Source organism: Anoxybacter fermentans (assembly GCF_003991135.1).
Lineage (GTDB): Bacteria > Bacillota > Halanaerobiia > DY22613 > DY22613 > Anoxybacter > Anoxybacter fermentans.
Genome location: NZ_CP016379.1, coordinates 2,962,135 through 2,986,524 on the forward strand (window position 1 = coordinate 2,962,135; position 24,390 = coordinate 2,986,524).

Annotated in this window: 25 protein-coding genes; 6 read left to right on the forward strand and 19 right to left on the reverse strand. The window is 34.3% G+C overall.

Going from position 1 to position 24,390, the window contains the following annotated elements; genetic code table 11:
* Positions 1–10 precede the first annotated feature (10 nt).
* The 19 genes from BBF96_RS13440 to rnpA form a co-directional block, all read right to left on the reverse strand.
* Entirely contained in the window at positions 11–895 is an 885-nt protein-coding gene (locus BBF96_RS13440; protein ID WP_127017644.1) for a diacylglycerol/lipid kinase family protein, read from the reverse strand.
* Between the two features lie 69 nt (positions 896–964).
* Complete coding sequence (locus BBF96_RS13445) at positions 965–1,399, reverse strand: bactofilin family protein (RefSeq protein WP_127017645.1); 435 nt, start codon at positions 1,397–1,399, stop codon at positions 965–967.
* A gap of 15 nt (positions 1,400–1,414) precedes the next feature.
* Positions 1,415–2,422 carry a M23 family metallopeptidase gene (locus BBF96_RS13450; RefSeq protein ID WP_127017646.1) on the reverse strand — a complete coding sequence of 336 codons (1,008 nt, stop codon included), beginning with the start codon at positions 2,420–2,422 and terminating at the stop codon, positions 1,415–1,417.
* A 119-nt stretch (positions 2,423–2,541) separates the two neighbouring features.
* Complete coding sequence (locus tag BBF96_RS13455; protein ID WP_164731077.1) at positions 2,542–3,045, reverse strand: DUF4446 family protein; 504 nt, start codon at positions 3,043–3,045, stop codon at positions 2,542–2,544.
* A 396-nt stretch (positions 3,046–3,441) separates the two neighbouring features.
* The gene (locus BBF96_RS13460) at positions 3,442–3,771 is read right to left on the reverse strand and encodes a protease complex subunit PrcB family protein (RefSeq protein WP_127017648.1); all 330 of its coding nucleotides are present in this window, start codon (positions 3,769–3,771) and stop codon (positions 3,442–3,444) included.
* 28 nt (positions 3,772–3,799) lie between these two features.
* A complete protein-coding gene (locus BBF96_RS13465) occupies positions 3,800–4,906 on the reverse strand; it encodes an alanine racemase (RefSeq protein ID WP_127017649.1) in 1,107 nt (368 codons plus the stop codon).
* A gap of 42 nt (positions 4,907–4,948) precedes the next feature.
* Positions 4,949–5,626: a DUF554 domain-containing protein gene (locus BBF96_RS13470; protein ID WP_127017650.1), complete on the reverse strand. Its 678-nt coding sequence runs from the start codon at positions 5,624–5,626 to the stop codon at positions 4,949–4,951.
* Between the two features lie 238 nt (positions 5,627–5,864).
* A complete protein-coding gene (locus BBF96_RS13475) occupies positions 5,865–6,542 on the reverse strand; it encodes a potassium channel family protein (RefSeq protein WP_127017651.1) in 678 nt (225 codons plus the stop codon).
* A 396-nt stretch (positions 6,543–6,938) separates the two neighbouring features.
* Complete coding sequence (locus BBF96_RS13480; RefSeq protein ID WP_127018274.1) at positions 6,939–8,084, reverse strand: aminotransferase class V-fold PLP-dependent enzyme; 1,146 nt, start codon at positions 8,082–8,084, stop codon at positions 6,939–6,941.
* A gap of 50 nt (positions 8,085–8,134) precedes the next feature.
* Positions 8,135–9,001 (reverse strand): ParB/RepB/Spo0J family partition protein, encoded by an 867-nt coding sequence (locus BBF96_RS13485; RefSeq protein WP_127017652.1) that lies wholly within the window; start codon positions 8,999–9,001, stop codon positions 8,135–8,137.
* A complete protein-coding gene (locus tag BBF96_RS13490) occupies positions 8,994–9,755 on the reverse strand; it encodes a ParA family protein (RefSeq protein WP_127017653.1) in 762 nt (253 codons plus the stop codon). The genes BBF96_RS13485 and BBF96_RS13490 overlap by 8 nt, the downstream gene beginning before the upstream one ends.
* Positions 9,756–9,768: 13 nt before the next feature.
* Complete coding sequence (gene noc / locus BBF96_RS13495; RefSeq protein ID WP_127017654.1) at positions 9,769–10,569, reverse strand: nucleoid occlusion protein; 801 nt, start codon at positions 10,567–10,569, stop codon at positions 9,769–9,771.
* Between the two features lie 497 nt (positions 10,570–11,066).
* Entirely contained in the window at positions 11,067–11,792 is a 726-nt protein-coding gene (rsmG, locus tag BBF96_RS13500; RefSeq protein WP_127017655.1) for a 16S rRNA (guanine(527)-N(7))-methyltransferase RsmG, read from the reverse strand.
* Between the two features lie 26 nt (positions 11,793–11,818).
* Complete coding sequence (mnmG, locus tag BBF96_RS13505) at positions 11,819–13,711, reverse strand: tRNA uridine-5-carboxymethylaminomethyl(34) synthesis enzyme MnmG (RefSeq protein ID WP_236777825.1); 1,893 nt, start codon at positions 13,709–13,711, stop codon at positions 11,819–11,821.
* A 60-nt stretch (positions 13,712–13,771) separates the two neighbouring features.
* Entirely contained in the window at positions 13,772–15,145 is a 1,374-nt protein-coding gene (mnmE, locus tag BBF96_RS13510) for a tRNA uridine-5-carboxymethylaminomethyl(34) synthesis GTPase MnmE (RefSeq protein WP_418655025.1), read from the reverse strand.
* Positions 15,146–15,507: 362 nt separating this feature from the next.
* Positions 15,508–16,140, reverse strand: coding sequence for an RNA-binding cell elongation regulator Jag/EloR (gene jag / locus BBF96_RS13515; protein ID WP_127017658.1), 633 nt, complete (start codon positions 16,138–16,140; stop codon positions 15,508–15,510).
* Position 16,141: 1 nt separating this feature from the next.
* On the reverse strand, positions 16,142–16,807 hold the full coding sequence (locus BBF96_RS13520) for a YidC/Oxa1 family membrane protein insertase (protein WP_236777826.1): 666 nt from the start codon (positions 16,805–16,807) through the stop codon (positions 16,142–16,144).
* 14 nt (positions 16,808–16,821) lie between these two features.
* Positions 16,822–17,031 carry a membrane protein insertion efficiency factor YidD gene (yidD, locus tag BBF96_RS13525; RefSeq protein WP_164731078.1) on the reverse strand — a complete coding sequence of 70 codons (210 nt, stop codon included), beginning with the start codon at positions 17,029–17,031 and terminating at the stop codon, positions 16,822–16,824.
* Positions 17,032–17,067: 36 nt separating this feature from the next.
* Complete coding sequence (gene rnpA / locus BBF96_RS13530) at positions 17,068–17,418, reverse strand: ribonuclease P protein component (protein WP_236777827.1); 351 nt, start codon at positions 17,416–17,418, stop codon at positions 17,068–17,070.
* Positions 17,419–18,019: 601 nt separating this feature from the next.
* On the opposite strand from rnpA, the gene dnaA reads away from it, so the two are divergent.
* The 6 genes from dnaA (at position 18,020) to gyrB (ending at position 24,384) form a co-directional block, all read left to right on the forward strand.
* The gene (gene dnaA / locus BBF96_RS13535; RefSeq protein ID WP_127017660.1) at positions 18,020–19,387 is read left to right on the forward strand and encodes a chromosomal replication initiator protein DnaA; all 1,368 of its coding nucleotides are present in this window, start codon (positions 18,020–18,022) and stop codon (positions 19,385–19,387) included.
* 272 nt (positions 19,388–19,659) lie between these two features.
* Positions 19,660–20,766: a DNA polymerase III subunit beta gene (dnaN, locus tag BBF96_RS13540; protein WP_127017661.1), complete on the forward strand. Its 1,107-nt coding sequence runs from the start codon at positions 19,660–19,662 to the stop codon at positions 20,764–20,766.
* A gap of 35 nt (positions 20,767–20,801) precedes the next feature.
* On the forward strand, positions 20,802–21,017 hold the full coding sequence (locus BBF96_RS13545; RefSeq protein ID WP_127017662.1) for an RNA-binding S4 domain-containing protein: 216 nt from the start codon (positions 20,802–20,804) through the stop codon (positions 21,015–21,017).
* A 13-nt stretch (positions 21,018–21,030) separates the two neighbouring features.
* Positions 21,031–22,155 carry a DNA replication/repair protein RecF gene (gene recF, locus BBF96_RS13550; RefSeq protein ID WP_127017663.1) on the forward strand — a complete coding sequence of 375 codons (1,125 nt, stop codon included), beginning with the start codon at positions 21,031–21,033 and terminating at the stop codon, positions 22,153–22,155.
* 2 nt (positions 22,156–22,157) lie between these two features.
* The gene (remB, locus tag BBF96_RS13555; RefSeq protein ID WP_127017664.1) at positions 22,158–22,409 is read left to right on the forward strand and encodes an extracellular matrix regulator RemB; all 252 of its coding nucleotides are present in this window, start codon (positions 22,158–22,160) and stop codon (positions 22,407–22,409) included.
* A 67-nt stretch (positions 22,410–22,476) separates the two neighbouring features.
* Positions 22,477–24,384, forward strand: a complete 1,908-nt coding sequence (gyrB, locus tag BBF96_RS13560; RefSeq protein WP_127017665.1) for a DNA topoisomerase (ATP-hydrolyzing) subunit B — start codon at positions 22,477–22,479, stop codon at positions 24,382–24,384.
* Positions 24,385–24,390: the final 6 nt, after the last annotated feature.

Sequence of the window (24,390 nt, forward strand, 5' to 3'; positions counted from 1 at the left end):
TACCTACTTCTTAAGGCACCAGAACCGGAAAAGTTTTAGCTTCAATCTCAAAGCTCATCGGTACAGTACCCTTTAATTCCCCATCAGCCTGTACCAAAACCCTTTTTTTAGATTTTACGAACACTTTCCTACCCCGGTATACTTTAACTGCTGGATGTTTTACATGATTTCCCTTAAAGAGGGCAGGTAATACCTTAAGTACCTCCATCTGACTTACATCTTTTATAACACAAATATCAAATAGACCATCTGCTGGATCTGCATCAGGTGCAATCATCATTCCCCCACCATAATATTTGGCATTAGCAATAGCTACCAAAAAAAATCGCCCTTCTAATTCCCGATCATCGATCTTAATTACCATCTCCGGACTTTTATATTGAAATATCATTTTAAATATCCCATATAAATAAGCTGCTGTTCCTTTTAGCCAACGGATATTATTATTAATTTCCTCTGCTACAGCCGCATCAAAGCCAATCCCTACTACATTTAAAAAGTAATCGCCATTCACTTTACCCAGATCTATATTTTTTACATGTCCATTTTTTAATACATGGACCGCTTCTTTAATATTAAAGGGGATATCTAAAGTGCGGACCAGATCATTTCCGGTACCTGCCGGAACAATACCCAGTTTGACATCACCTTTAGCCCCCGCTTCAATAATTCCTCTTACAACTTCATTAACCGTTCCATCTCCACCAACTGCAACTAATACATCAAACCCTTTTGCCACACCCTCTTCTGCTAAAAACACACTCTCACCCGGTTCTCCAGTAAAAACCACTTCATAATCCAGTTTTAACTCTTCAACTACAACTTTTATCTGTTCCCATTTCTTTTTTCCTTCTCCCCGTCCAGCTATGGGATTTACTATAAACAAAAATCTCATTCATTAAAACCCTCCTCATAGTGTAAAAGAAGCCCAGCCCTAAGGCTGAGCAGCACTGAACTAAGGAATTTATTTGTTTTTATTACCCTTTTCCTCTTCTTTCGTAGCTGCAGCTGATTCCTTCGCAATTAGACTGGATTGGGTCTCTGTACCTTTCCGTGATTCACTTTTACCTTTAAATGTTGCACCATCTTCTATAACCAGAGTCGACATTACAATATCACCTATAAGAACACCAGTTGGAACAATCTCCAGCTTCTCTTTGGCATCTACATCACCGCGAACATCACCAGCAATAATTACATTCCTTCCTTTTATGTTAGCTACAATCCGTCCACCCTGACCTACAAACACATCACCAGCGGCAACAACTTCTCCTCCTTCTATCTTTCCCTCTACCCGAAGGGATCCTTTACAGTATAAGTCACCATTTATACTTGTACCTTTACCAATAACCGTTTCAACACGTGTCGGGTTTTCTTTACTCTTTTTTTTACCGAACATTTAACTTTCCCCCTATCATCTAAATTTAATAAATTCTATAGGATTTTTTGGAACACCGTTAACTCTAACTTCATAGTGAAGATGGGGACCTGTACTTTTTCCGGAATTTCCTGAATATGCGATAATATCTCCTCTCTTAACCCTCTGGCCCTTTCTTACCACCAGTTTACTATTGTGACCATAGACTGTCTGATATCCATAGCCATGATCAATAATCACAACCTTACCATAACCACTTTTCCAGCCAGCATATATAACTTTTCCATCTGCCGTTGCCAATACCGGTGTACCATACCAGACCGCGATATCTATACCTTCATGAAAAGCCTGTTCGTTAGTTACTGGATCTTTTCTAAAACCAAACTCTGAAGAAATATACCCCTTCCCATCATCATCTAAAGGCCATCCTCTGGGGGTAGCGGCCATTAAAGCATTATATTCTTCTACATCCATTTGCAATTCTTCCAGAATACTTTTTTGAAGTGGAATTTCTACTCTGAGCATTCTTAACTCTTCACGGATCTGACTCAATAGTTCAAATCCATTACTCTTTAAAAGCCCTTCTCCTTCTCCACCACCCAGAGGTTGCATACCTTCATCATCTAATAACTTATAATTAAAAAGGATTAAATCTTTTACTACATTTGTCTCTGTTGCTACTGAAGTATCTGATATTAGTGATTCAATATGTTCACCCTTTTTCTCTAACTCTAAAAGAATCTTTCGCATCTTTTCTGTTTCTTTTGCTACCTGAGCTAATCCTGTTTTCAAAGTCATATTTTCCGTTTTTAATTTTTGAAGTGAAACTATAGTATCCAATGCTTGCTTATATCTGTTAAAATAATTTTGATAAAGATATGTAACAGAGACAAAATATGCTACTAAACTTAAGATTATAAAAATAAAAACTATTCGCGGAAGCCGAATACTCCGCATAGAACCTCTGGAATGTGGGATCAAAGTGAGAGTTAAACGCTCAAAAAGATATTTTTTTAACCTTTTTCTAGTTCTTCTCCATCTCACTATTTACACCCCACTAAATTTCCTAGTAATTCTCATAATAAATAACTATTCGATACACCAAAAAGGAATTCCTGCAAAACTTAACTATATACCACATAGAATTGGGTTAAAAGTCCCGGTTATTGGTCAATTTTTCCTGCTATAGCACGACGAATTGCCTCTTTTTCCTCTTCAGAAAGAGTATAGGAAGATTGACCTTTTATAATAGGTTTACCATAAAAACGGGAATTAGTTCGGCCATATAAACTGCTTATTACAATTCCATTATTTTCTCTATCTAAAAGAGCAATGGCAAAACTCTGGTCTCCCCCCATATCTTTAAAAGGATTAAACCTGACCATTCCCACTTTTGTAATACACCGCTGAAGAATTGCTGCAATTTCCTGTTGTTTTGTTAAAATTTTAGCCTGAGTCTCTTTAACCTTATCAATATCTCCATAGTAATCTTTAATTATTGTTTCTATGTTCTTTCCATCCTGATTGTGAGTAATCTGTTTTAATTTCTTTTTTAACCTGGAAATACGAATTGAATTAATAATGACCAATATAAAGAGCACTACTAGCATCCCTATTTGAATGAAAAATAACAGATCAGTCTGAAGTTTATTCATAAATTCCTGCATTCTGGCCTTCCTCCTTGAATAAAATTTTGTAAAAAAATGGTGCAGTCTAAAAAACGACTGCATCTTTTTTTGGTAATATTTTATTATCTGTGAATTAGTCCATACTATCCATAATTTGGTGTTAATAAGTATAATATGATTTTACTACAAAAAACCAATTTTCAGCTTCAAAAGAAATTTTTCGAACCATCTAAAGTTCGATTTCAATCGAAATAAGGCACACTAATCAATGGGCCCTTCTGGCCCTTGATTAGCTCATCAATCCTCATATGAGGCCTTATTTCGACTGAAATCTCACTAAGATGATTTAGCAAAAAAATTTCAATAGTGAACAAAATTAGCTTTTTACAGTTTAATCATAATATACGTTTCCACAATTTTTCCACAACATGTTGATTAATTGTGGATTACTTTGAGGATATCTCCATTTTCATCTTTAAATATAACCTTCTGTGGCTCTTTTTCTAATTTTAAAATATATTTACGGGTCGGATATGTAATCACCATCGCAGTAAAACCTGCTGGATCAGGGTCTTTATAACTTACTATTGCTGTTAATACTCCTTCGTCTATAGTTACCTCTTTTAAAAATATATCATAACCGGCAGTCCGACATTCTCCCCGTGCCAGTATCAACATCCATTGACCATCTTCTTTCATACATTTATAATCCTCTACCTTTAACTGCTCAACTTCTTTGACTTCGCTAAATTCAATCTTTTCCACAACTACCTTCTCCTCCCCTCTATATAATTTATCTTACCTGACCTCTACCTTTAATCTTCCAGATTTCTATCAACTCTTCATTACGTATCAAATGAATTTCATCAAAAAGATTAATTACTGTACAGGCATGATTAGGAATAATCTCAATCTTATCTCCAATCTGGAGAGGACATTCTGGAGTAACTTTTAAGATTCCATGTTCCTCTGAAAGCCGTTCAATAATCACATTATTATATCCTTTTACCAGACCAAAACCACGAACTGTGCTTTTTCCGTGGGCCCCCTGATCTAATGCAAGGGTTTTACTTCCCGCATCAATAATAATTCGCTCCGGACACGGTCTACTAATCACCGTAGCCAGAACACTAAGTGAACAATCCTCTTCTTTTGCTACACCCAAACCAATTTGAATGGCATCATAAAAAACATAATTTCCTGGACGAATCTCAGTTACACCTTTTACCTTTCCAGATATTTTTGCCGTTGGGGTAGAACCAACACTGACAACCTGAACTTCAATTCCATTATCTTTTAGAAGTTCGGCTGTTTTTACCATTTCTTCTCCTTCTGCTTCTCCAACTCTCAAAACCTCTTCTTTACTGGCTGAACCATAAACATGACCAGCATGTGTCATTATCCCTAACAATTTTAAATTAGGTAATTTTACAACTTCTCTGGCCAATTTTAATGTATCTTCCCCAGGCAGCACACCACAGCGATTCAATCCTGTATTTACTTCCAGAAGAACTTTAACTTCTTTACCGTAATCAACACATGCCTGACTTAACTCTTTCGCGCCTGCAACACTATCTATGGCTACTTTTATATCAGCTTTTTTTAAAAGCTTCATCAACCGCTCCATTTTTGTTTTACCGATTAACTGATATGCTATCAGAATATCAGTGATTCCAGCTTCAACCATAACTTCTGCTTCACCAAGTTTGGATACTGTAATTCCTACTGCACCCATTTTCAGCTGGAGTTTTGCCACCTGTGGCAATTTATGAGCTTTAGTATGGGGGCGCAGACTTACCCCTATTTTTTTTGCAAAATCAGCCATATCCTTAATATTTTTAAGTAATCTCTCTTCTCTAAGTAATAATGCAGGGGTATCCAAATCACAAACTCTGATCACATTACTTCACTCCCATTTTCGATTATGTAAAGCCATTTTCGATTATGTAAAGAAATAAGCTAATGGAACAACAATAAAAATAGCTGGTAATAAGTTACCTACTTTTATTTTAGTAATCTCTAAAATATTCAAACCAATACCTATAACTATGAGTCCTCCAGTAGCAGTCATTTCAGTAATTGTTGTTGAAGTTACTAATACTTCAATCCAACTGGCCATTATAGTTATTGCTCCTTGATAAATAAAAACTGGGATTGCAGACAGGATTACTCCAAACCCCATAGTTGCAGCAAAAGCAATAGCTGTAAAACCATCAATCATTGCCTTGGCAAAAAGAGTAGATGGATCATTATTCAAACCATCCTGAATGGCTCCCATTATTGCCATTGCACCAACACAATAAATCAAACTGGTCCGTACAAACGCATTCGCAATATTCCCTTTATTATTTTGAAATTTGCTTTCTATCCAACTGCCAAATCTATGAAGGTATTTTTCAATATCAATCCACTCACCAATAATACCTCCAATTACTATATTGAAAATGACCAGTAATATATTCTTTGATCTAAGAGCCATTTGGCTTCCAACCAAAAGTATTGTTAATCCCAATCCCTGCATTACAGTATTTTTAATCTTATCTGGAAAACGGTGTCCCAAAATGGTTCCTATTAGACCTCCTATTATGATAGCAACAGCATTAACTATGGTTCCAATCATTTATATCTCCCCTGGTTGGTAATTTTGTTCTTTTATTAATTCTATATTTTATATGTAAATACCTCTATTTTATCAATCAAAATTCGTTAAATTTTGTCCTTTGAAAATTAAAAAAGAGGCCTACTAGCCTCTTAAAAAGCATTTTTAATACCGGATTTTTTAAGTCTGAATATAGCTGAAGTTCATGACTCTCGGTCTTGCTACCACGATTAAATTGGACTTTATTTATCCGATTATATTAATCTTTCGTGTCTTGTAAATCTCCATTCAAACATTTTCTTAATTCCTTTTCTTCACGAAGATGAGTTAGTGCAAGAATCTTATCATTCTCAAAAATTTTTGTTTTACCTCTTGGAACCAAAGCAGTATTACCTCTCAAAATTGTAACCAGTACTGTCTCATCGGGAAGGTCAATGTCTTTAATCATTTTCCCTGCTACTGGAGAACCAGGCTTTATAGTAATCTCCACCATTGATAGATCATGTTTTTGTAATTTAAACATTGTTGTTATATCTTTCATTGTAACTTCCTGGTCTACCAGAGCTGAAAGAATTGCTGTGCTACTGACAGCAACATTTACTCCCAACCACTCAAATAATGTCTCATTACCGGGAGTATTTACAGTAGCAAAAGTACGGGGGACTTGAAATTGCCGCTCTGCTAACTGACAAATTACCAGGTTATCCTGATCATCTTCTGTCACAGCCAATACTACATCCATATCTTTAATTCCGGCTTTTTCTAAAACTTTAGCCTCAGAGCCATCACCATTAACTACACGAATACCAAATTTTTCCTCAATCATCAAACATTTATCTACATCCTGTTCAATCAGTGTGACATCATAACCCTTTTTAAGAAACTCTTTTATTAAAAAGCGGCCTGCTTTACCTCCCCCAACTATTAAAATTCGCATAACGATCTTCCTCTCTATTATGTTTCATAATGTATCAAAGAAAAAAAACCGATAAACGGTTTCTCGTTAAAATATCCTCTCTTAGTTTATAATTTTTTTCTCTCCATGTCAAGGATCCTACTATAACTAAATCTCCTTCTTTAAATCATGATTGTCCACTTGCAAATTCTTTTTTATAATTTTACTGCAAAAAGCTAATTTTTCGCTTCAAAAGAAATTTTTCGAATCATCTAAAGTTCAATTTCAGTCGAAATAAGACATACTAACCAATGGGTCATTCTGACCCTTGATTAGCCTATCACATCCTCATTATGAGGCCATTCTTTTCAATCTCACTAAGATGGTTTAACGAAAAATTTCTATGTCGCTCAAAATTAGCTTTTTGCAGTTTATCTATTAGACTTCTTTTGCAATCTCTTCTATTGCTTTTAATGTTTCTTCTACATCTTTTATATTGTTAAAATATCCAAAACTGACTCTTACTGTTCCCTGCTCAAAAGTCCCTATAGTTTGATGTGCCAGCGGTGAACAATGAAGACCACTTCTCACAGCAATATCAAAAACCTGATCCAAAATATATCCCACTTCTGAAGAACTCTCCTCCCCAATATTGAAAGAGACAACAGGAGTCCGGATTTTTCCCAACTCAGGGCCATAGACCTTCACTTTGTCTATTGAAAGCAGGCCCTCCATAAATTTTTGAGTCAAATAATATTCATGCTCCCAAATCTGTTCTAAACCTTCCTTTTTAATAAAATCTAATCCTGCACCCAATCCAACAATCCCGACACTATTTAAAGTTCCACTTTCAAATTTATCCGGCCATACTTCCGGTTGATATAATTCTTCAGATTTACTTCCTGTTCCACCTGCGAAAATTGGGTTAATTTTTATCCCCTTCCGAATATATAATCCCCCTGTTCCAGGAGGACCGTATAAAGATTTATGACCTGGAAATGCCATCATATCAATGGGCAGTTCCTGTAAATTAATTGGTAAAATTCCTGCTGTTTGAGCAGCATCTATCATCACAAGAACTCCCTTTTCTTTTGCCAACTTTGCTATTTTTCCTATATCAAATATATGACCTGTAACATTAGAACCATGGGTCATTACTATTAATTTTGTATTTTCCTTAATTGCTTTTTTTAAAGAATCAAAATCCAGATCTCCTGACTCTGTGAGTCCAATAATGCTAAGTTCAATAATCCCATTTCTTTCTAATTCTTTTAAAGGCCGTATTACTGAATTATGTTCCAGACAGGAAGTAATTACATGATCACCTTTTTCTACTACTCCTCTTATTCCCAAATTCAAAGAATGGGTAGCATTAGAAGTAAAAATAATTTCAGAGGAATCTTTTGCACCAAAAAATTCAGCTAGTTTTTCCCGTACCTCAAATATTTCTCTTCCAGCATATGCAGCCATTTTATGTCCTGCTCTTCCCGGATTTGCTCCATACTTGCGGAAAAATTGATCCATTTTTTGATAAACTTTTTCCGGCTTTGGCCATGATGTTGCAGCATTATCTAAATAAATCATCTTTAACACCTCTGTTTAAATACTTTATTGTTTCACATGAAACATTTTTATTAACTTCTCTCAAGAATTTCAATCACCCGTCGTAATTCCTCTTCTGTCTTACATTCAATAGTTATAGCTTTACGATTCTTTGTCTCATCAATCCTAACATGAACTCCAAATTTATCTTTCAATCTATTCTCAATAGCTATTACTTCCGGATCTTTCTTTTTATCCTTTCTTTTTTCTCTTTCTTTATCCTTTTTATTTTTCAATGTTTTTATATATTCTTCAAGTTGCCGTACAGTAAATCCTTGTTTAAGACAAATTTCACAGACTTTTAGCATCTCCTCTTCATTTGAAAGTCCAAGTAATGCTCTAGCATGTCCCATAGATAATGTTTCACGTGAAACATAATCTTGAATCTTCTTTGGAAGATTTAGAAGCCGTATGGTATTTGCAATGGCAGAACGACTTTTGCTTACTTTTTGTGAAACTTCTTCTTGTGTTAGTCCAAACTGTTCTATAAGTTGTTTATAAGCCATCGCTTCTTCAATTGGAGATAAATCTTCCCTCTGTAAATTTTCTATCAAAGCAATCTCCATCATCTGCTTATCATCAATATCTTTTTCAATAGCAGGGATAGTTTTTAAATTGGCCATTTTAGTAGCTCGAAGACGTCTCTCGCCGGCAACTAATTGGTATTTATTTCCAACCCTTCTAACACTAATTGGTTGAATAACACCGTGTTCTTTGATTGAATCACTTAGTTCTTTTAATAATTCCGGATCAAATTCTTTTCTGGGCTGATATGGATTTGGTTCAATATCAGCAACATTTATTTCAATCACATTTTGTTTAGATTCACTTGCATCTTTTTTCAGTTCATCATTGGGGAGTAAGGCGCCCAAACCTTTCCCCAATCTTTTTTTACTCATTAGCAATCACTTCCCTGGCTAAACTCATATAAGCCTTAGCACCTCTTGAAGTTGGATCATATACACAGATTGGTTTACCAAAACTTGGAGCTTCACTCAATCTTACATTACGTGGGATAATAGTTTTATAAACGCGGTCCTGAAAATGGTTTTTTACTTCGTCAATTACCTGTTGTGCCAAATTGGTCCGGGCATCATACATTGTCAAAACAATACCGTCAATCTCTAAAGTTGGGTTGAGATGTTTCTGAACAAGTTGTATTGTACGCATTAATTGTCCCAATCCCTCTAGAGCATAATACTCACATTGAATAGGTACAAGAACAACATCAGCAGCGGTTAAAGCATTTAAAGTCAAAAGACCCAAAGACGGAGGACAGTCAATCAAAATATAATCATACTTATCTTTAATCAATCCCAAACAATTTTTTAATCTAGATTCACGGGAGAAAACAGAAACTAACTCAATTTCAGCTCCAGCCAAATCTATAGTAGCAGGTATCAAATTTAAATTCTCTATTTCAGTTTTGATAATTACATTTTCAATATCCTCATCTTCTACTAATAAATTATATATACAACGATCTAAAGAGGATTTATTAACTCCTACACCGCTAGTGGCATTACCCTGAGGATCAATATCAATTAAGAGAACTTTATGGTTTAGTTGAGCAAGACATGCCCCTAAATTAACGGCAGTAGTACTTTTCCCTACTCCCCCCTTCTGATTAACAATCGCAATGGTCTTTCCCAAATTAAATCACCCCTTATTCCTGGTTTTTTGGTAACCTAATTTTAAATTCGATATATTCATCATTCTCAATTTCCTCGACCTGTACATTCAATCCTCCCTGTCTCAACTGCTTAACCGTTGCCCATAAAGTATTAGTATAAAGACGTAAATCTTTAAAAACTCTGATAACTGTCTTTTTTTTGTCATCTTTCTCTTTCTTACTTATTTTTTCGACAAGAAGATCAGTATCACGAACATTTAATTCCTTTTCTATTATCTCTTTTAAAACCATTCTCTGATCTTCTTCACTTTCCAATTTTAGCAATGATCGGGCATGTCGCTCAGTTAAATTATGTTCAATTAATAATTTTTGAATATCCTCAGGTAATTTTAGTAATCTTAGTTTATTTGCAATTGTAGATTGACTTTTACCGACTTTTTTTGCTAATTCCTGTTGAGTCATTCCAAATTTTTTTATTAACTGAGCATATCCCTTAGCTTCTTCTATAAAATCCAGATCTTTTCTCTGTAGGTTTTCAACCAGAGCAATAGCTGCTGTTTCCTCTTCAGAAAAATCTTTTATAATTACAGGAACCTGCTCTAAACCTATCTTTTTACAGGCACGTAATCTTCGCTCACCAACAATTAACTCATATCCATCGTTCACCTTACGTACCGTTAAAGGCTGAATAACCCCATGTTCTTTAATGGATTGAGCAAGTTCTTCTAGATCACTCTCATTAAATACGGTTCTAGGCTGATATGGGTTAGGATAAATCTTAGAAATATCTACATATTTAATACGCTCTTCCTTCTTCAAAAATGGAGATAACATCTGACAGGTTAACCCCCTTCTTTTTCTTCAACTAAATAATTTCGTCAAAGTTTATCCAGTTCCTTCTTACATTAAAATGGAATTTTTAAAACCAAAAAATTAATTGTTGATTTTACTGTAAAAAGCTAATTTTTCGCTCCTTGAGAATTTTTTCAAACCATCTAAAGCTCGATTTCCGACGAAATAAGGCTACCTAATCAAAGGGCCCTCCTGATCCTTGATTAGCTCATCACCTCCTGTGATGAGACCTTATTTCGTCGGAAATCTCCTAAAATGGTTTAGCGAAAAATTTTTATGTTACTCAAAATTAACTTTTTGCAGTATAATCATTTAATCATTTCTTTATAACACAAAAATAACTTATGTAAGTAATGCATCTTAAATTTTAAGAGATATAAATAAAATTTAAAGGGCATATATGGCTCTATCAATTATTACTTGCCATATATACCCTCATTAATAATGATCATCTACAATTAACATTCTCTATAATTTTTTTAAAGAGGGTTTTTTTTCGGTTTTCCTGGACGCCTGGGGTATTTACCAGGAGTAGGATTTACTTTTTTAATAAAAACAAGAGTTCTCGAATCATTTATCAAAGGTAAATCAAAACACTCAACACCAACAATCTCTCCACCTAATAGTTTTATAGCTCTTTTTGCCTGGTTTAACTCATCTTCGAGATCTGGCCCTTTTAAAGCAACAAACATTCCTCCTACTTTTACTAATGGTAAACAATATTCTACCAATATATTCATTTCTGCTACAGCTCTTGAAAAAACATTTGTAAATTTCTCCCTAAATTTTGGATCTTGCCCCATTTCTTCAGCACGCCCATGATAAACAGAAATATCTTTTAGTCCCAATTCTTTTATCACTAGTTCAAGATATTTGATTCGTTTTTTTAATGAATCTGCTAAAAGAACAGATATTTTTGGTCGTATAATTTTTAAAGGTACCCCAGGAAACCCTCCACCGGTACCCAGATCCAGTACAGAACTTAAATCAAGTTCATATTTTTCTGCATAAGCTAAAGGAGTAACAGAATCGATAAAATGTTTAGTAATAACTTCATAAGGCTCTGTAATTGCAGTTAAATTAATTTTTTCATTCCAATCTAACATTAAATCCATAAACTTCTCAAAAAGATCTATTTGTTCTGGTTTAATTATCAACCCCAACTCTTCAAGCCCTGAAGTTAAAATATCTCTAGTACTGATCATCTAATATCACCTTATTTCCCAGGAAATTATTTTTTATTTTCTTTTTCCATCTTCTCTAGATAAATCATTAAAACAGAAATATCTGCAGGTGAAACCCCAGAAATTCGGGAAGCCTGTCCCAAAGAACGTGGTCTAATCCGATCAAGTTTTTCCCTTGCTTCTTTTCTAAGATGCTTCATATTTAAATAATCCAGGTCCTCAGGCAAAATTTTTTCTTCCATCTTTTTGAAAGCTTTAATCTGTTTCATCTGTCGATCAATATATCCTTGATATTTAATCTCAATCTCTAGTTGTTCTTTAACTTCTTCCGGTAATTCGGGTAAATCCGGGTCTAACCTTTTCAAATCATCAAATTTTAGCTCAGGGCGGCGAAAAATTTCAGCCAAAGTAACCGGCTTCTGTAGTTCCCCACTTCCCATTTCTTTTAGGATTTCTCTAACTTCATTTGTTGGATTGATCCTGGTACAATTTAAATAATTCCACCCTTCCTCAATCTTACTTTTTTTGCTTTGAAACTTTTTAAAATCTTCATCCTTTAATAAACCAATTTTATGACCAATTTCTGATAGTCTTAAATCAGCATTATCCTGTCTTAAAATCAATCTATATTCTGCACGTGAAGTTAACATACGATATGGCTCATTGGTTCCCCTGGTTACAAGATCATCTATCAATACTCCTATATATGCTTGTGAACGTTGTAAAATTAGAGGATCCTCTCCACGAATAGCCAAAGCAGCATTTATTCCTGCTATTAACCCCTGCCCGGCAGCCTCTTCATATCCAGAAGTACCGTTTATCTGACCAGCTGTATAAAGTCCTTTGATTGCTTTAGTTTCCAGACTTAATTTCAACTGAGTAGGATCAATACAATCATATTCTATAGCATAACCAGGACGCATTATTTCAACATTCTCCATACCAGGAATAGTCCTAAGATAAGCTAGCTGAACATCATATGGTAAACTGGTTGATAAACCAGCAACATAATATTCATTAGTACTTAAACCTTCCGGTTCTAAAAAGACCTGATGTCTTTCTTTATCGGGAAAACGCATTACTTTATCCTCAATAGATGGACAATATCTTGGTCCAACCCCTTCTATTTCACCACTAAAAAGTGGAGCCCTGTGAATATTTGAATAAATCACCTCATGTGTCTTAGAATTTGTATAAGTCAGCCAACATGGTACTTGTTTATAATTTCGTTTAGGTGAATAAAAAGAGAACTTTAAATTTGGATCACCTTCCTGGATCTCCATTTTGTCAAAATCTAGAGTTGAACCATCCACTCTTGGAGGAGTCCCTGTTTTAAATCTTCTTAATGTAATACCGTGCTCCATTAAAGAACGTGATAGCTCATTTGCAGGATATTGGAGATTTGGCCCAGATGAAAAAGTAGCCTCTCCAATAATAATTTTCCCTTTTAAAAATGTACCAGCGGTCAAAATTACCTTATTTCCTGGGAAATAAACTCCAGTCTTTGTTATAACTCCTCTTACTTCTCCATTTTCAATAACCAGATCTTCAACTATCGCCTGTTTTAAATCCAAATTTGGAGTTCTTTCCAAAACCTGTTTCATACGGATATGATATTGTCTTTTATCAGCCTGGGCCCTGAGTGCATGGACAGCTGGACCTTTTCTTGTATTTAACATCCTTATCTGAATTGCAGTAGCATCAATATTTCTACCCATCTCACCTCCCAAAGCATCTATCTCACGAACAATATGAGCTTTGGCAGGCCCTCCAATCGATGGGTTACATGGCATAAATGCAACATGGTCAAGACTGATGGTTAAAACAAGAGTCTTCATCCCCATTCGAGCAGCAGCCAGACCTGCTTCACATCCGGCATGTCCGGCTCCAATGACAATTACATCATATCTAGTTGGATATGTATAGACATCTTTCTTCAATTTCGGACATCCTTTCCCCAATAAATTCATTAAAATCAAGATATTAAGACAAAATATACTCTATTTACCCAGGCAAAATTCAGCAAAGATTTGATCAATTATATCTTCAGTAAGAGTTTCACCGGTAATTTTACCTAAATGTTCTACTCCAGCTTTTAAATCTATAGTCACAAAATCATGTGGCATATTAGCTTTAAAACTTTCTTTTGCTTTATTTAAACTCTGTAAAGCATCTTCTAAAGCCCGTTGGTGTCTAAGATTTGTAACAATCGTTTCATCTGTAGAAACCACTTCACCTTGAAAAACTAATTCCAAAATTGCATCCCTTAACTCATCCAGACCTTCTTCTTCAACCATAGAAGTTCGGACAATCTTCTGGTCAGGAAATATCTTTTGTAATTGAAATTGATCAATTTTAGCATCCAGATCTGTCTTATTAACTACTACAATTGTCTTTTTATTACGGATCATTTCGATAATTTTAAAATCTTCATCAGTTAATTCCTGGCTTACATCCAGAACCAGTAATACCAGATCTGCTTTATTTAAAAGCTCTTTACTCCGTTCTACTCCAAGACGTTCAACTAAATCCTCTGTATCCCTGATTCCAGCAGTATCTATCAGTTTTAACGGAACTCCTTGAAGATTTATCATCTCTTCAATTACATCCCGGGTTGTACCTGGAATATCAGTTACGATGGCCCTTTGTTCCCTTAATAATGCATTTAAAAGACTTGATTTACCCACATTTGGTCGTCCGACTATAATTGTCCGTACTCCCTCTCTGTAAATTTTTCCAGTCTGACTTGTCTTTAAAAGTTTTTCTACTTCTGATATAACTTCAGAAATTATTTTTCCTATCTCTCCTTCTGAAAAACCCTCAATTTCATCTTCAGGGAAATCCAATGCAGCTTCCAGATGAGCCAGAACTCGAATCAATTTTTGCCTAAGATTGCTGATTTTTCTTGAAAGTCCACCCTCCAACTGCTGCACAGCAATTTCCATTCCTTTTTCCGTTCTTGAAGTTATAATTTGAATAATAGCTTCTGCCTGGGCCAGATCAATTCGGCCATTTAAAAAAGCTCTTTTGGTAAATTCCCCAGGTTCAGCAAGTCTAGCACCAGCATCCAAAATCGAATTCAAAATCCTTCTTAAAGGTACAATTCCACCATGACAACCGACTTCCACCACATCTTCTGTTGTAAAAGAATGTGGGGAACGCATTAAAAGACATATTACTTCATCAATTTTTTTTCCACTCTTAAAATCTATAATATATCCATATCTGGCCTGATAAGTATCTGTATCTTTTAGCCTCTTTTTACCACGAAAAATCCGATCTACAATATCAACTGCCTGATCTCCACTAACCCTTATTATACCAAGTCCTGCTTCACCAATAGGGGTGGAAATAGCAGCTATAGTATCATGCACATACAATTTTCTTCTCCTCCTCTAAAGATAAGATAACCATAGAAAAAACGATTTATGATTTTACTGCAAAAAGCTAATTTTTCACTTCAAAAAAAAATTTTTCGAACCATACTAAATTTCGATTTCAGTCGAAATAAGGCACACTAATCAATGGGTTATCCTGACCCTTGATTAGCTCATCACATCCTGTGATGAGGACTTATTTCGACTGAAATCTCATTAAGATGGTTTAACGAAAAATTTCTATGGCACTCAAAATTAGCTTTTTGCAGTTTAATCATTTATAAACTATATAAAGTCTCAATTTTAATGTATTGAAACCCAGTAGAAATAATCCTACTGGGTTCTCATCGTTGAATTATTTAATTGGCCACAATAATTACTTTACGATAAGGCTCACGTCCTTCACTATATGTCTTGATACCTTCTTCATCCTGTAGAGCGAGATGAATTATTCTACGTTCATGTGGTGGCATTGGTTCTAAAACAACTTTTCTGCCAGTTGTTTTAGCTTTTTGTGCCAATCTTTTAGCTAATTGGCATAATGTCTTCTTTCTTCTTTCTCTATAACCTTCAGCATCAAGAATTACTCTTACATAGTTATCACCAATCCCACGATTAGCAACAAGTGTAGTCAAATATTGAAGAGAATCAAGTGTATTACCCCGGTGTCCAATCAAAAGTCCTAAATTTTCTCCAACCAGATTTAAAGTAATTTGTTCATCATTTGTCTCTTCTTCTATAACTTCAATCTTTACATCCAATCCAATAGCTTTAACTACTTTAAGTAAAAAATTTATTGCTCTTTCCAATTTAGTCTCTTTCAACTTAACTTCAACAACAGCATCTCTAGCACCAAATAGACCAAAAAACCCCCTTTGACCTTTATCAATAACATTTATTTCTACCTTATCCCGTGTAACCCCCAGTTTACGTAAAGCACTTTCAATAGCATCATCAACAGTTTTCCCTCTCTCTCTGATAATATTGCTCATTTTATTTTGTTTCCCCCTTCGAGACTGGCTCTTTATAGTTTATAAACTGTTGAATAGTCATCACCAGGGTTGAGGTAAACCAATATAAAAGTACACCAGCTGGGAGTCCTTTACCAATCAATATAATTAATATAGGCATCATATACATCATTATATTATTTTGATTTCCTGGATTAATATTAGCTGTCATTTTTTGTTGGAGATAAGATTGTGCAAAAGTAACAGCCCCTGTCAAAATAATAAGTAAAAGATCTCCTGTTTTAGTCAAACTGTCTAACCAGAGAAAACTGGCATTTTCTAATTCTTCCAAATTTCTAATTGATTGAAAGAGTGCAATTAATATTGGCATCTGAATCAACAGCGGCAAACAACCTGCAGCAGGATTAATACCTCTTTCTTTATATAATTCCATCAGTTTAGTCTGTAATTGTTGTTGATCATTTTTATATTTTTTTCTAAGTTTTTCTACTTCTGGTTGAATTTCTTGCATAGCCTTTACCGAATCCATCTGTTTCTTATTTAAAGGATGTAGTACTAAGCGAATTAATAAAGTAAAAACTATAATAGCCAAACCCCAATTTTGGGTAAAGGAATATATAAATCTTAATGCATCAGACATCAAATTACCTAACCATCCAATAATTCCTATTGTCGTATAAATTTCCAAAACAAAAACCTCCTTTATTTTAACGGATCATACCCTCCCGGATGGAAAGGGTGACATTTCAGTATCCTTTTTATTCCTAAAATCAAACCTTTAAAAGGACCATATTTTTCGATAGCTTGAAGCATATATTGTGAACAGGTTGGATAAAATCGACATTTACCGGGTTTGACGGGAGATATAAATTTTTGGTAAAATCGTATTAGAAAAATCATTATCTTTCTCATAATTTTTCTCAACTCTTCTCTATCCATCAAATATAGTTATATATCTTTCTTTAAAATTCCTGCTTTTGAAAATAATTTTATCATCCCTTTTTCAATCTCTCTAAAATTTGCACCTAAAATTCTTTTTCTGGGGATAATAATTAAATCAATACCTTCCATTAAACGATGTTTATTTAATCGATAGGCTTCTTTTAATAATCGCTTAACTCTATTTCTTTTCACAGCTTTACCAATTTTTTTACTTACCGAAAATCCTACCCGTTGTACAGGATCTTCTGGATGTTTTAGTATATAAAGTACTAATATATTATTAGCGTAAGAATTCCCCATTTTATACACACGTTGAAATTGATAATTTTTTCTTAACTTTTCCCCAGACCTATTCACAGAAACACTTCCTCCTAACCAATTCTTCTATTACTAATACAGTTTTCCTCCTTTCAGTTAGATATATACCGTTTATAACCTATTTAAAATTATAGGCCAGACTTGCTTATAATGTCAAGTTGTTACTTACCATAGTTTAAGTTATCAACAGAAGAATATTCCACAATTATCTCTGAAAAAATTGTTGATTACCGTAAATTAATTGTTGATAATGTGTGAATAATCTGTTATGATTAAAGTGGTTTACTTCTTATTTTGACCAGGTTCAATACTTATTAACCCAGAAATTATCCACAGTATGTTAATAAAATTGTGAATAAGTTTATTTTGGAGGGTTTTTTGTGAATAAATTTTTTTATCCACAAAAAGCCTTTATTTTGTCAACAAGCTGTGGATAACTTTTATCTTAAACGTGGGTTTGTGGATTAGTTGTGAGATTTTTATGGGATAAATTTTGTTCAAAGAGAATAAATTTGTTATTCCTGCCCAATATTCTAACCATTATAGAATTATTTATTTATACACAACAAGTTATCCACAGATTGTGAATAACCTTGTGGAAAGAAATTTCAAATAGCACTATTAATAGGAGGATCAATCTATGTTTGAAAAAGAACGCATTTCAATCATTTGGGAGGAAACATTAAAGATAATTAAATCTAAACTTAGCAAACCCAGTTTTGATACTTGGTTAAAATCAACAGAAGCAATATCAATTGATGAAAACCAAATTATCGTACAAGCTCCTAACGAATTTTCCCGGGAATGGTTGGAAGCCCGATATGTAGAACTGATTAAAGATACTCTCTACCAGGTTACCCAAAAAGAGTTTGATGTTAAATTTGTTACCCCTCAAAGCAAGGATAATCTTCAAGAAAGTCATCAGTACAGACAAAACTTTTTTAAGAAGAATCCGGATGACCAAACAAATACCAGTAGCACAATCTCTTCTTTAAATCCAAAGTACACTTTTGATACTTTTGTCGTTGGAAATAGTAACCGTTTTGCCCATGCAGCATCACTGGCTGTTGCAGAAGCTCCTGCAAAAGCTTATAATCCTTTATTTATTTACGGTGATGTTGGTTTAGGTAAAACCCACTTAATGCAGGCTATTGGTCATTATATTTTAAATCATTATCCTGAAATGAATGTAGTCTATATTTCTTCTGAAACCTTTACCAACGAGCTAATCAATGCCATTCGTGATGATAAGACAACAGAATTTCGTAATAAATATCGTAATATCGATGTTCTTTTGGTAGACGATATTCAATTTGTTGCTGGTAAAGAACGGACTCAGGAAGAGTTTTTCCATACATTTAACGCACTTCATGAAGCAAATAAACAGATTATACTTTCCAGTGATCGACCACCAAAAGAAATCCCTACATTAGAAGACAGACTTCGTTCTCGATTTGAATGGGGATTGATCACTGATATACAAAAACCTGATTTTGAAACCAGAATGGCTATTTTACGTAAAAAAGCTAATCTAGAAAATTTACAGATACCCGATGACGTCATTGCATATATTGCAAAACAGATTAAGTCAAACATCCGTGAATTAGAAGGAGCCTTAATCCGTGTTGTAGCTTACTCTTCACTTACTAACAAAAGGATTACTAAAGAATTAGCGCAGGATGCTTTAAAAGACATTTTACCAGCTGCTAAACCACGTGAAATATCCATTAGACTAATTCAGGAAGTTGTCACCGAATATTATGGTCTTAAACTTAAAGATATGACTTCCAAATCACGTATCCAGTCTATAGCTTTTCCACGCCAGGTTGCTATGTATCTTTCTAGAGAATTAACAGATGCATCTTTACCTCAAATAGGTGAAGAATTTGGCGGACGTGATCATACAACAGTAATTCATGCCCATAATAAAATTGCTGAAAAAATAGAAAAGGATAGTTCATTTAGAAACACAATCAATAAAATTATTGAAAAAATAAAAAACGGCTAACTGCCAGTTATCGATGTGAATAAATCCAGGAATAAAATGTTTGTGGATTGTGAATAACTTTTTTCTGATTTAAAAACTCTGAATATGTGGATAACTGTCTATCTCCTTTTCACATTTTATAAACATGTCTGAGACCTTATCAAATTGGGAGATAGAGGGTTTTCCACATTTTTAACAACCTCTATTACTTATACTACTTATTAAGATAAAAATAACTTAATAATAATTAGAGGGCTCCTTTTTTGTGGAAAAAACATAAGGAGGTTTTGAGTGTGAAATTTATCGTTTCACAAAAAGAATTTCTAGAAGGGTTACAAACGGTTCAACGAGCAGTCTCTAATAAAAACACTCTTCCTATTTTATCGGGAGTTTTGATCAAAGCAGAAGATACCCAATTAAAATTAGTGGCAACAGATTTAGAAATAGGTATAGAGTGTTATATAAATGCAAAAATTATAACTAAAGGTGAATTAGTTTTACCTGCATCTCATCTTTCCAGCATCGTTCGAGAACTTCCATCAATGGATGTCGAAGTAAGCTGTAATTTAGAAACCAAGTCAGCAGAAATTATTTGTGGAAACTCGCGTTTTAACATTAATGGTTTTCCAGCTGATGATTTTCCGATTTTACCCAAGTTAGAAGAAGGTGTTCAACTTACTATCTGTCAACCTTTATTTAAAGAAGTAATTGAACAGGTAAAAATAGCTACTTCTACAGACGAAACTCAGCCATTCTTAAATGGTGCATTATTAAAAATTACTGGAAATGAATTAATTATGGCATCTACCAATTCTTATCGTTTAGCTCATAGAATGATTCAGTTAGAAAACGGTATAGATGGACAGGTTGAAGTTATTATTCCGAATAAAACTTTAGATGAAATGGTCAGAATTTTAGGCGATGATGAGGATAGCAGTATCAGAATTCAGATTACAGATAACCAGATTCTTTTTGAAATAGAAAATATAATTATTATTTCACGTCTAATTGAAGGAAGATTTCCTAACTATGAACCGGTTATACCTAAGAATTCAAATACATTTATTAGAGTAAATAGAAAAGAGCTACTTCAGGCAGCTAAACGTGTTTCATTAATAGCTATTTCCAACTCTAATATAATTAAAGCAACAATTGATAATGGAGTAACTATATTAGAGTCTACAAATTCTGAAATAGGACACGCCCAGGAAAAACTTTTAGTAAATATGGAAGGGCCTGGAATTGAGATCTCCTTTAATTCTGTATATTTAATGGACGGTCTTAAGGTGATCAATAGTGATGAAGTGAAGCTTTGTTTTGGAGGTAAACTGAGTCCATTAATTCTAAAACCGGTAGATGAGACTAATTATATCTATGTAATAAGTCCAATTCGTTCGTAATGAAAATTTTTAATGAAAAAGCGGGGGATAATTTTATGGAAGAGGTTAGCATTAAAACTGAATCTATCAAATTAGATCAATTTCTTAAATGGGCTAGATTGGCTCATACCGGAGGAGAAGCTAAATTAATGGTTCAGGAAGGAATTGTGTCAGTTAATGGCGAATTAGAAACAAGAAGAGGTAGAACTTTAGTTCCTGGTGATGTAGTGGAAGTAAAAGGTCAGGGTAAATTTAGGGTCACCAGGGCATAGTTGGTGATCAGTTTTGTATGTAAAGAGAATTTATTTAAAAAATTATCGTAATATTAAAGAGGCAGATTTGAGTTTTGATTCATCTTTAAATCTTTTTATTGGGGCCAATGCACAGGGAAAAACAAATATATTAGAGTCCATTTATCTTTTAGGGACAGGGACTTCACATAGAACTAATCGTGATATCAATTTAATTCATTGGGGTAAAGATTACTTTTATATCAAATCCAGTATCATAAAAAGAAATAGGGAGATAACCATTAGTTTTGGCTATGACGGTTCGAAAAAGGAGATTAAGGTTGATAACAATCCTATTCATCGAATCAGTGATCTTATGGGTTATGTAAATGTTGTAATCTTTTCCCCTGAAGATTTACAGCTGGTTAAAGGAGGTCCCATTTTCCGGCGTCGATTTTTAAATTTAGATATTTCACAGGTTAACCCATATTATTTTCATAATCTCCAGAAATACAACCAGGTTGTTAAACAGAGGAATCTTCTTTTAAAAGAAATTCGGGAAGGAAAAAAGGTAGTAGATTTACTCTTTGTTTGGAATCAACAGTTAACCGATCTGGGGAGCCGTTTGATTAAAAAAAGGCTTGAAGTAGTTGAAAAAATTGATATATTGGCCAGATTGGTACACAGAAGAATCACAGATGGTCGGGAAAATCTTAAATTGAAATATGAATCATCTATTGGGGAAATTTCAAATCAAATGACCCGTGAAGAGATTAAAGAGATATTTGAAAATCGGTTAAAAAAAGAACAGGAAAATGAGATTAGTCGTGGTGTTAGTTTGTTTGGTCCCCATCGGGATGATCTTGAATTGACAGTAAATGGAATCAACGTTCGACAATTCGGTTCTCAAGGTCAGCAGAGAACTACAGCTCTGGCCTTAAAGATTGCCGAATTGGAATATATGAAATCAGAAATGGGTGAATACCCTATTTTATTGCTTGATGATGTTTTTTCAGAATTAGATGCTGTAAGAAAAAGTCAGCTTTTAGAGGTAATTAGAGATAAAATCCAAACTTTTATTACCAGTACAGACCTGGATAGTTTAGAGGAAATTAACGGCAAATATCGTCTGTTTTATATCAATGATGGCCAGGTTGTACAAAAAAAGGGGAGTGAATAAAAATGTTATTACATATTGGTAATGGTCATTTGATTCCAACAAAGGATGTAGTTATGATTGCTGATTATAAAAGTAGTATGTCGTCTAAAGATACTCAAAATTTTTTAAAAATCGCTAATGAAGAAGGATTTGTTAAAGATTATTCAGAGGGATCACCCAAATCTTTTATCGTAACTAATGAGACGATTTATCTATCTTTAATCTCCTCAGCGACGCTGGCCAAACGGATTAATTTTATAAATCAGTTAAAATAAAACTACTGACTAAAAACCGTGATCTCTGGTCACGGTTTTCATCAGTTAAAGAACGGAGGATATTCCAATGAGTCGAGATAAATACCAATATGATGCTGCTCAAATACAGGTATTAGAAGGTCTTGAAGCTGTACGTAAACGACCAGGTATGTATATTGGTAGTACTGATAGTAGAGGTTTACATCATTTAGTTTATGAAGTTGTGGATAATAGTATTGATGAAGCATTAGCTGGTTTTTGCGATACTATCAAAGTAACTATACATCAGGATAATTCAATTACTGTAGAAGATAATGGTCGCGGTATTCCTGTCAATATCCATCCGACTATGAAAAAACCAGCTCTGGAAGTAGTTATGACTGTTCTCCATGCTGGTGGTAAATTTGGTGGAGATGGTGGATATAAAGTCACTGGTGGTTTACATGGTGTAGGTGTTTCTGTTGTTAATGCTCTTTCTAGATGGTGTGAGGTGAAAGTTCGCCGAAATGGTAAAGTTTATTATCAAAAATATGAACGGGGAGTTCCTGTTACTGAAGTTCAGGTTATAGGTGAAGCTGATGATACAGGAACTACAACAACATTTTTACCTGATAATGAGATTTTTGAGGATATTGAGTTTAAATTTAAGATATTAAGTCAACGTTTACGTGAATTAGCTTTTTTAAATCGTGGGATAAAGATAATCCTTATAGATGAACGCCCTGAGGAAAATAAAAAAGAGGTTTATGAATATGCTGGAGGAATTGTTTCATTTGTTGAACATCTGAATAAAAATAAAAACGTGCTACACGAGCCTATTTATATTCATAAAGAGGAGAAAGAGACCACAGTAGAAGTTGCGATTCAGTATAATGATGGCTATCAGGAAAATATATTTTCTTTTGCCAATAATATTAATACTCATGAAGGTGGTACTCATCTTGCAGGATTTAAAAGTGCTTTAACCCGATCATTAAATGATTATGTAAAAAAGCATAATGTGATTAAAGGTGATGAGAACTTTTCTGGGGAAGATGTTCGGGAAGGAATTACAGCAGTTATCAGTGTTAAATTATTAGAACCCCAGTTTGAAGGTCAGACCAAAACTAAATTAGGAAATAGTGATGTAAGGGGTATTGTAGATTCTATTGTTTTTGAAGGATTAAGTACATTTTTTGAAGAGAATCCTAAGATTGCAAAACAGATTGTTGAAAAAGCGGTTAATGCAGCCCGGGCACGACAGGCAGCTAAAAAAGCCAGAGAATTAACTCGAAGAAAAAATGCATTATTTAACACGGCATTGCCCGGGAAATTAGCTGATTGTACAAGCAGAGTTCCCGAAGAATGTGAAATATATATTGTAGAGGGAGATTCTGCGGGAGGTTCTGCTAAGCAAGGGCGTGATCGGCGTTTTCAAGCAATATTACCCCTTAGAGGTAAAATATTAAATGTGGAAAAGGCAAGGTTAGGAAAAATTTTAAATAATAATGAGATTCGAGCACTAATTACAGCCCTTGGTACTGGGATAGGTGATGAATTTGACATAACCAAAGCCCGTTATGGTAAAATTATTATTATGACCGATGCTGATGTGGATGGTGCTCATATTCGGACATTGTTGTTAACATTCTTCTACCGATATATGCGTCAGTTAATTGAAGAGGGCTATATTTATATTGCCCAGCCTCCTTTATATAAAGTCAAAAAAGGAAAAGAGGAGTATTATGTATATAACGATCGGGAACTCAATAAATTATTAAATAAGATCGGTAAAGATAAGGTTTTAATACAGCGTTATAAAGGTCTAGGTGAGATGAATCCAACCCAGCTTTGGGATACGACTATGAACCCTGAAAAACGGGTTATTTTAAAAGTTCAGATCGAAGATGCTGTTCAAGCAGATGAAATTTTCGACACTTTAATGGGAGATAAAGTAGAACCAAGACGGCAATTTATTCAGGCACATGCAAAAGAAGTACAAAACCTGGATATTTAGTGTTAA

Coding starts and splice junctions, on each gene's coding strand:
- BBF96_RS13440 (WP_127017644.1), bottom strand. CDS start 895: ATGAGATTTTTGTTTATAGTAAATCCCATAGCTGGACGGGGAGAAGGA.
- BBF96_RS13445 (WP_127017645.1), bottom strand. CDS start 1,399: ATGTTCGGTAAAAAAAAGAGTAAAGAAAACCCGACACGTGTTGAAACG.
- BBF96_RS13455 (WP_164731077.1), bottom strand. CDS start 3,045: ATGCAGGAATTTATGAATAAACTTCAGACTGATCTGTTATTTTTCATT.
- BBF96_RS13470 (WP_127017650.1), bottom strand. CDS start 5,626: ATGATTGGAACCATAGTTAATGCTGTTGCTATCATAATAGGAGGTCTA.
- BBF96_RS13475 (WP_127017651.1), bottom strand. CDS start 6,542: ATGCGAATTTTAATAGTTGGGGGAGGTAAAGCAGGCCGCTTTTTAATA.
- BBF96_RS13480 (WP_127018274.1), bottom strand. CDS start 8,084: ATGATTTATTTAGATAATGCTGCAACATCATGGCCAAAGCCGGAAAAA.
- BBF96_RS13485 (WP_127017652.1), bottom strand. CDS start 9,001: ATGAGTAAAAAAAGATTGGGGAAAGGTTTGGGCGCCTTACTCCCCAAT.
- noc (WP_127017654.1), bottom strand. CDS start 10,569: ATGTTATCTCCATTTTTGAAGAAGGAAGAGCGTATTAAATATGTAGAT.
- rsmG (WP_127017655.1), bottom strand. CDS start 11,792: ATGATCAGTACTAGAGATATTTTAACTTCAGGGCTTGAAGAGTTGGGG.
- jag (WP_127017658.1), bottom strand. CDS start 16,140: ATGAGCAATATTATCAGAGAGAGAGGGAAAACTGTTGATGATGCTATT.
- yidD (WP_164731078.1), bottom strand. CDS start 17,031: ATGAGAAAGATAATGATTTTTCTAATACGATTTTACCAAAAATTTATA.
- dnaA (WP_127017660.1), top strand. CDS start 18,020: ATGTTTGAAAAAGAACGCATTTCAATCATTTGGGAGGAAACATTAAAG.
- BBF96_RS13545 (WP_127017662.1), top strand. CDS start 20,802: ATGGAAGAGGTTAGCATTAAAACTGAATCTATCAAATTAGATCAATTT.
- remB (WP_127017664.1), top strand. CDS start 22,158: ATGTTATTACATATTGGTAATGGTCATTTGATTCCAACAAAGGATGTA.
- gyrB (WP_127017665.1), top strand. CDS start 22,477: ATGAGTCGAGATAAATACCAATATGATGCTGCTCAAATACAGGTATTA.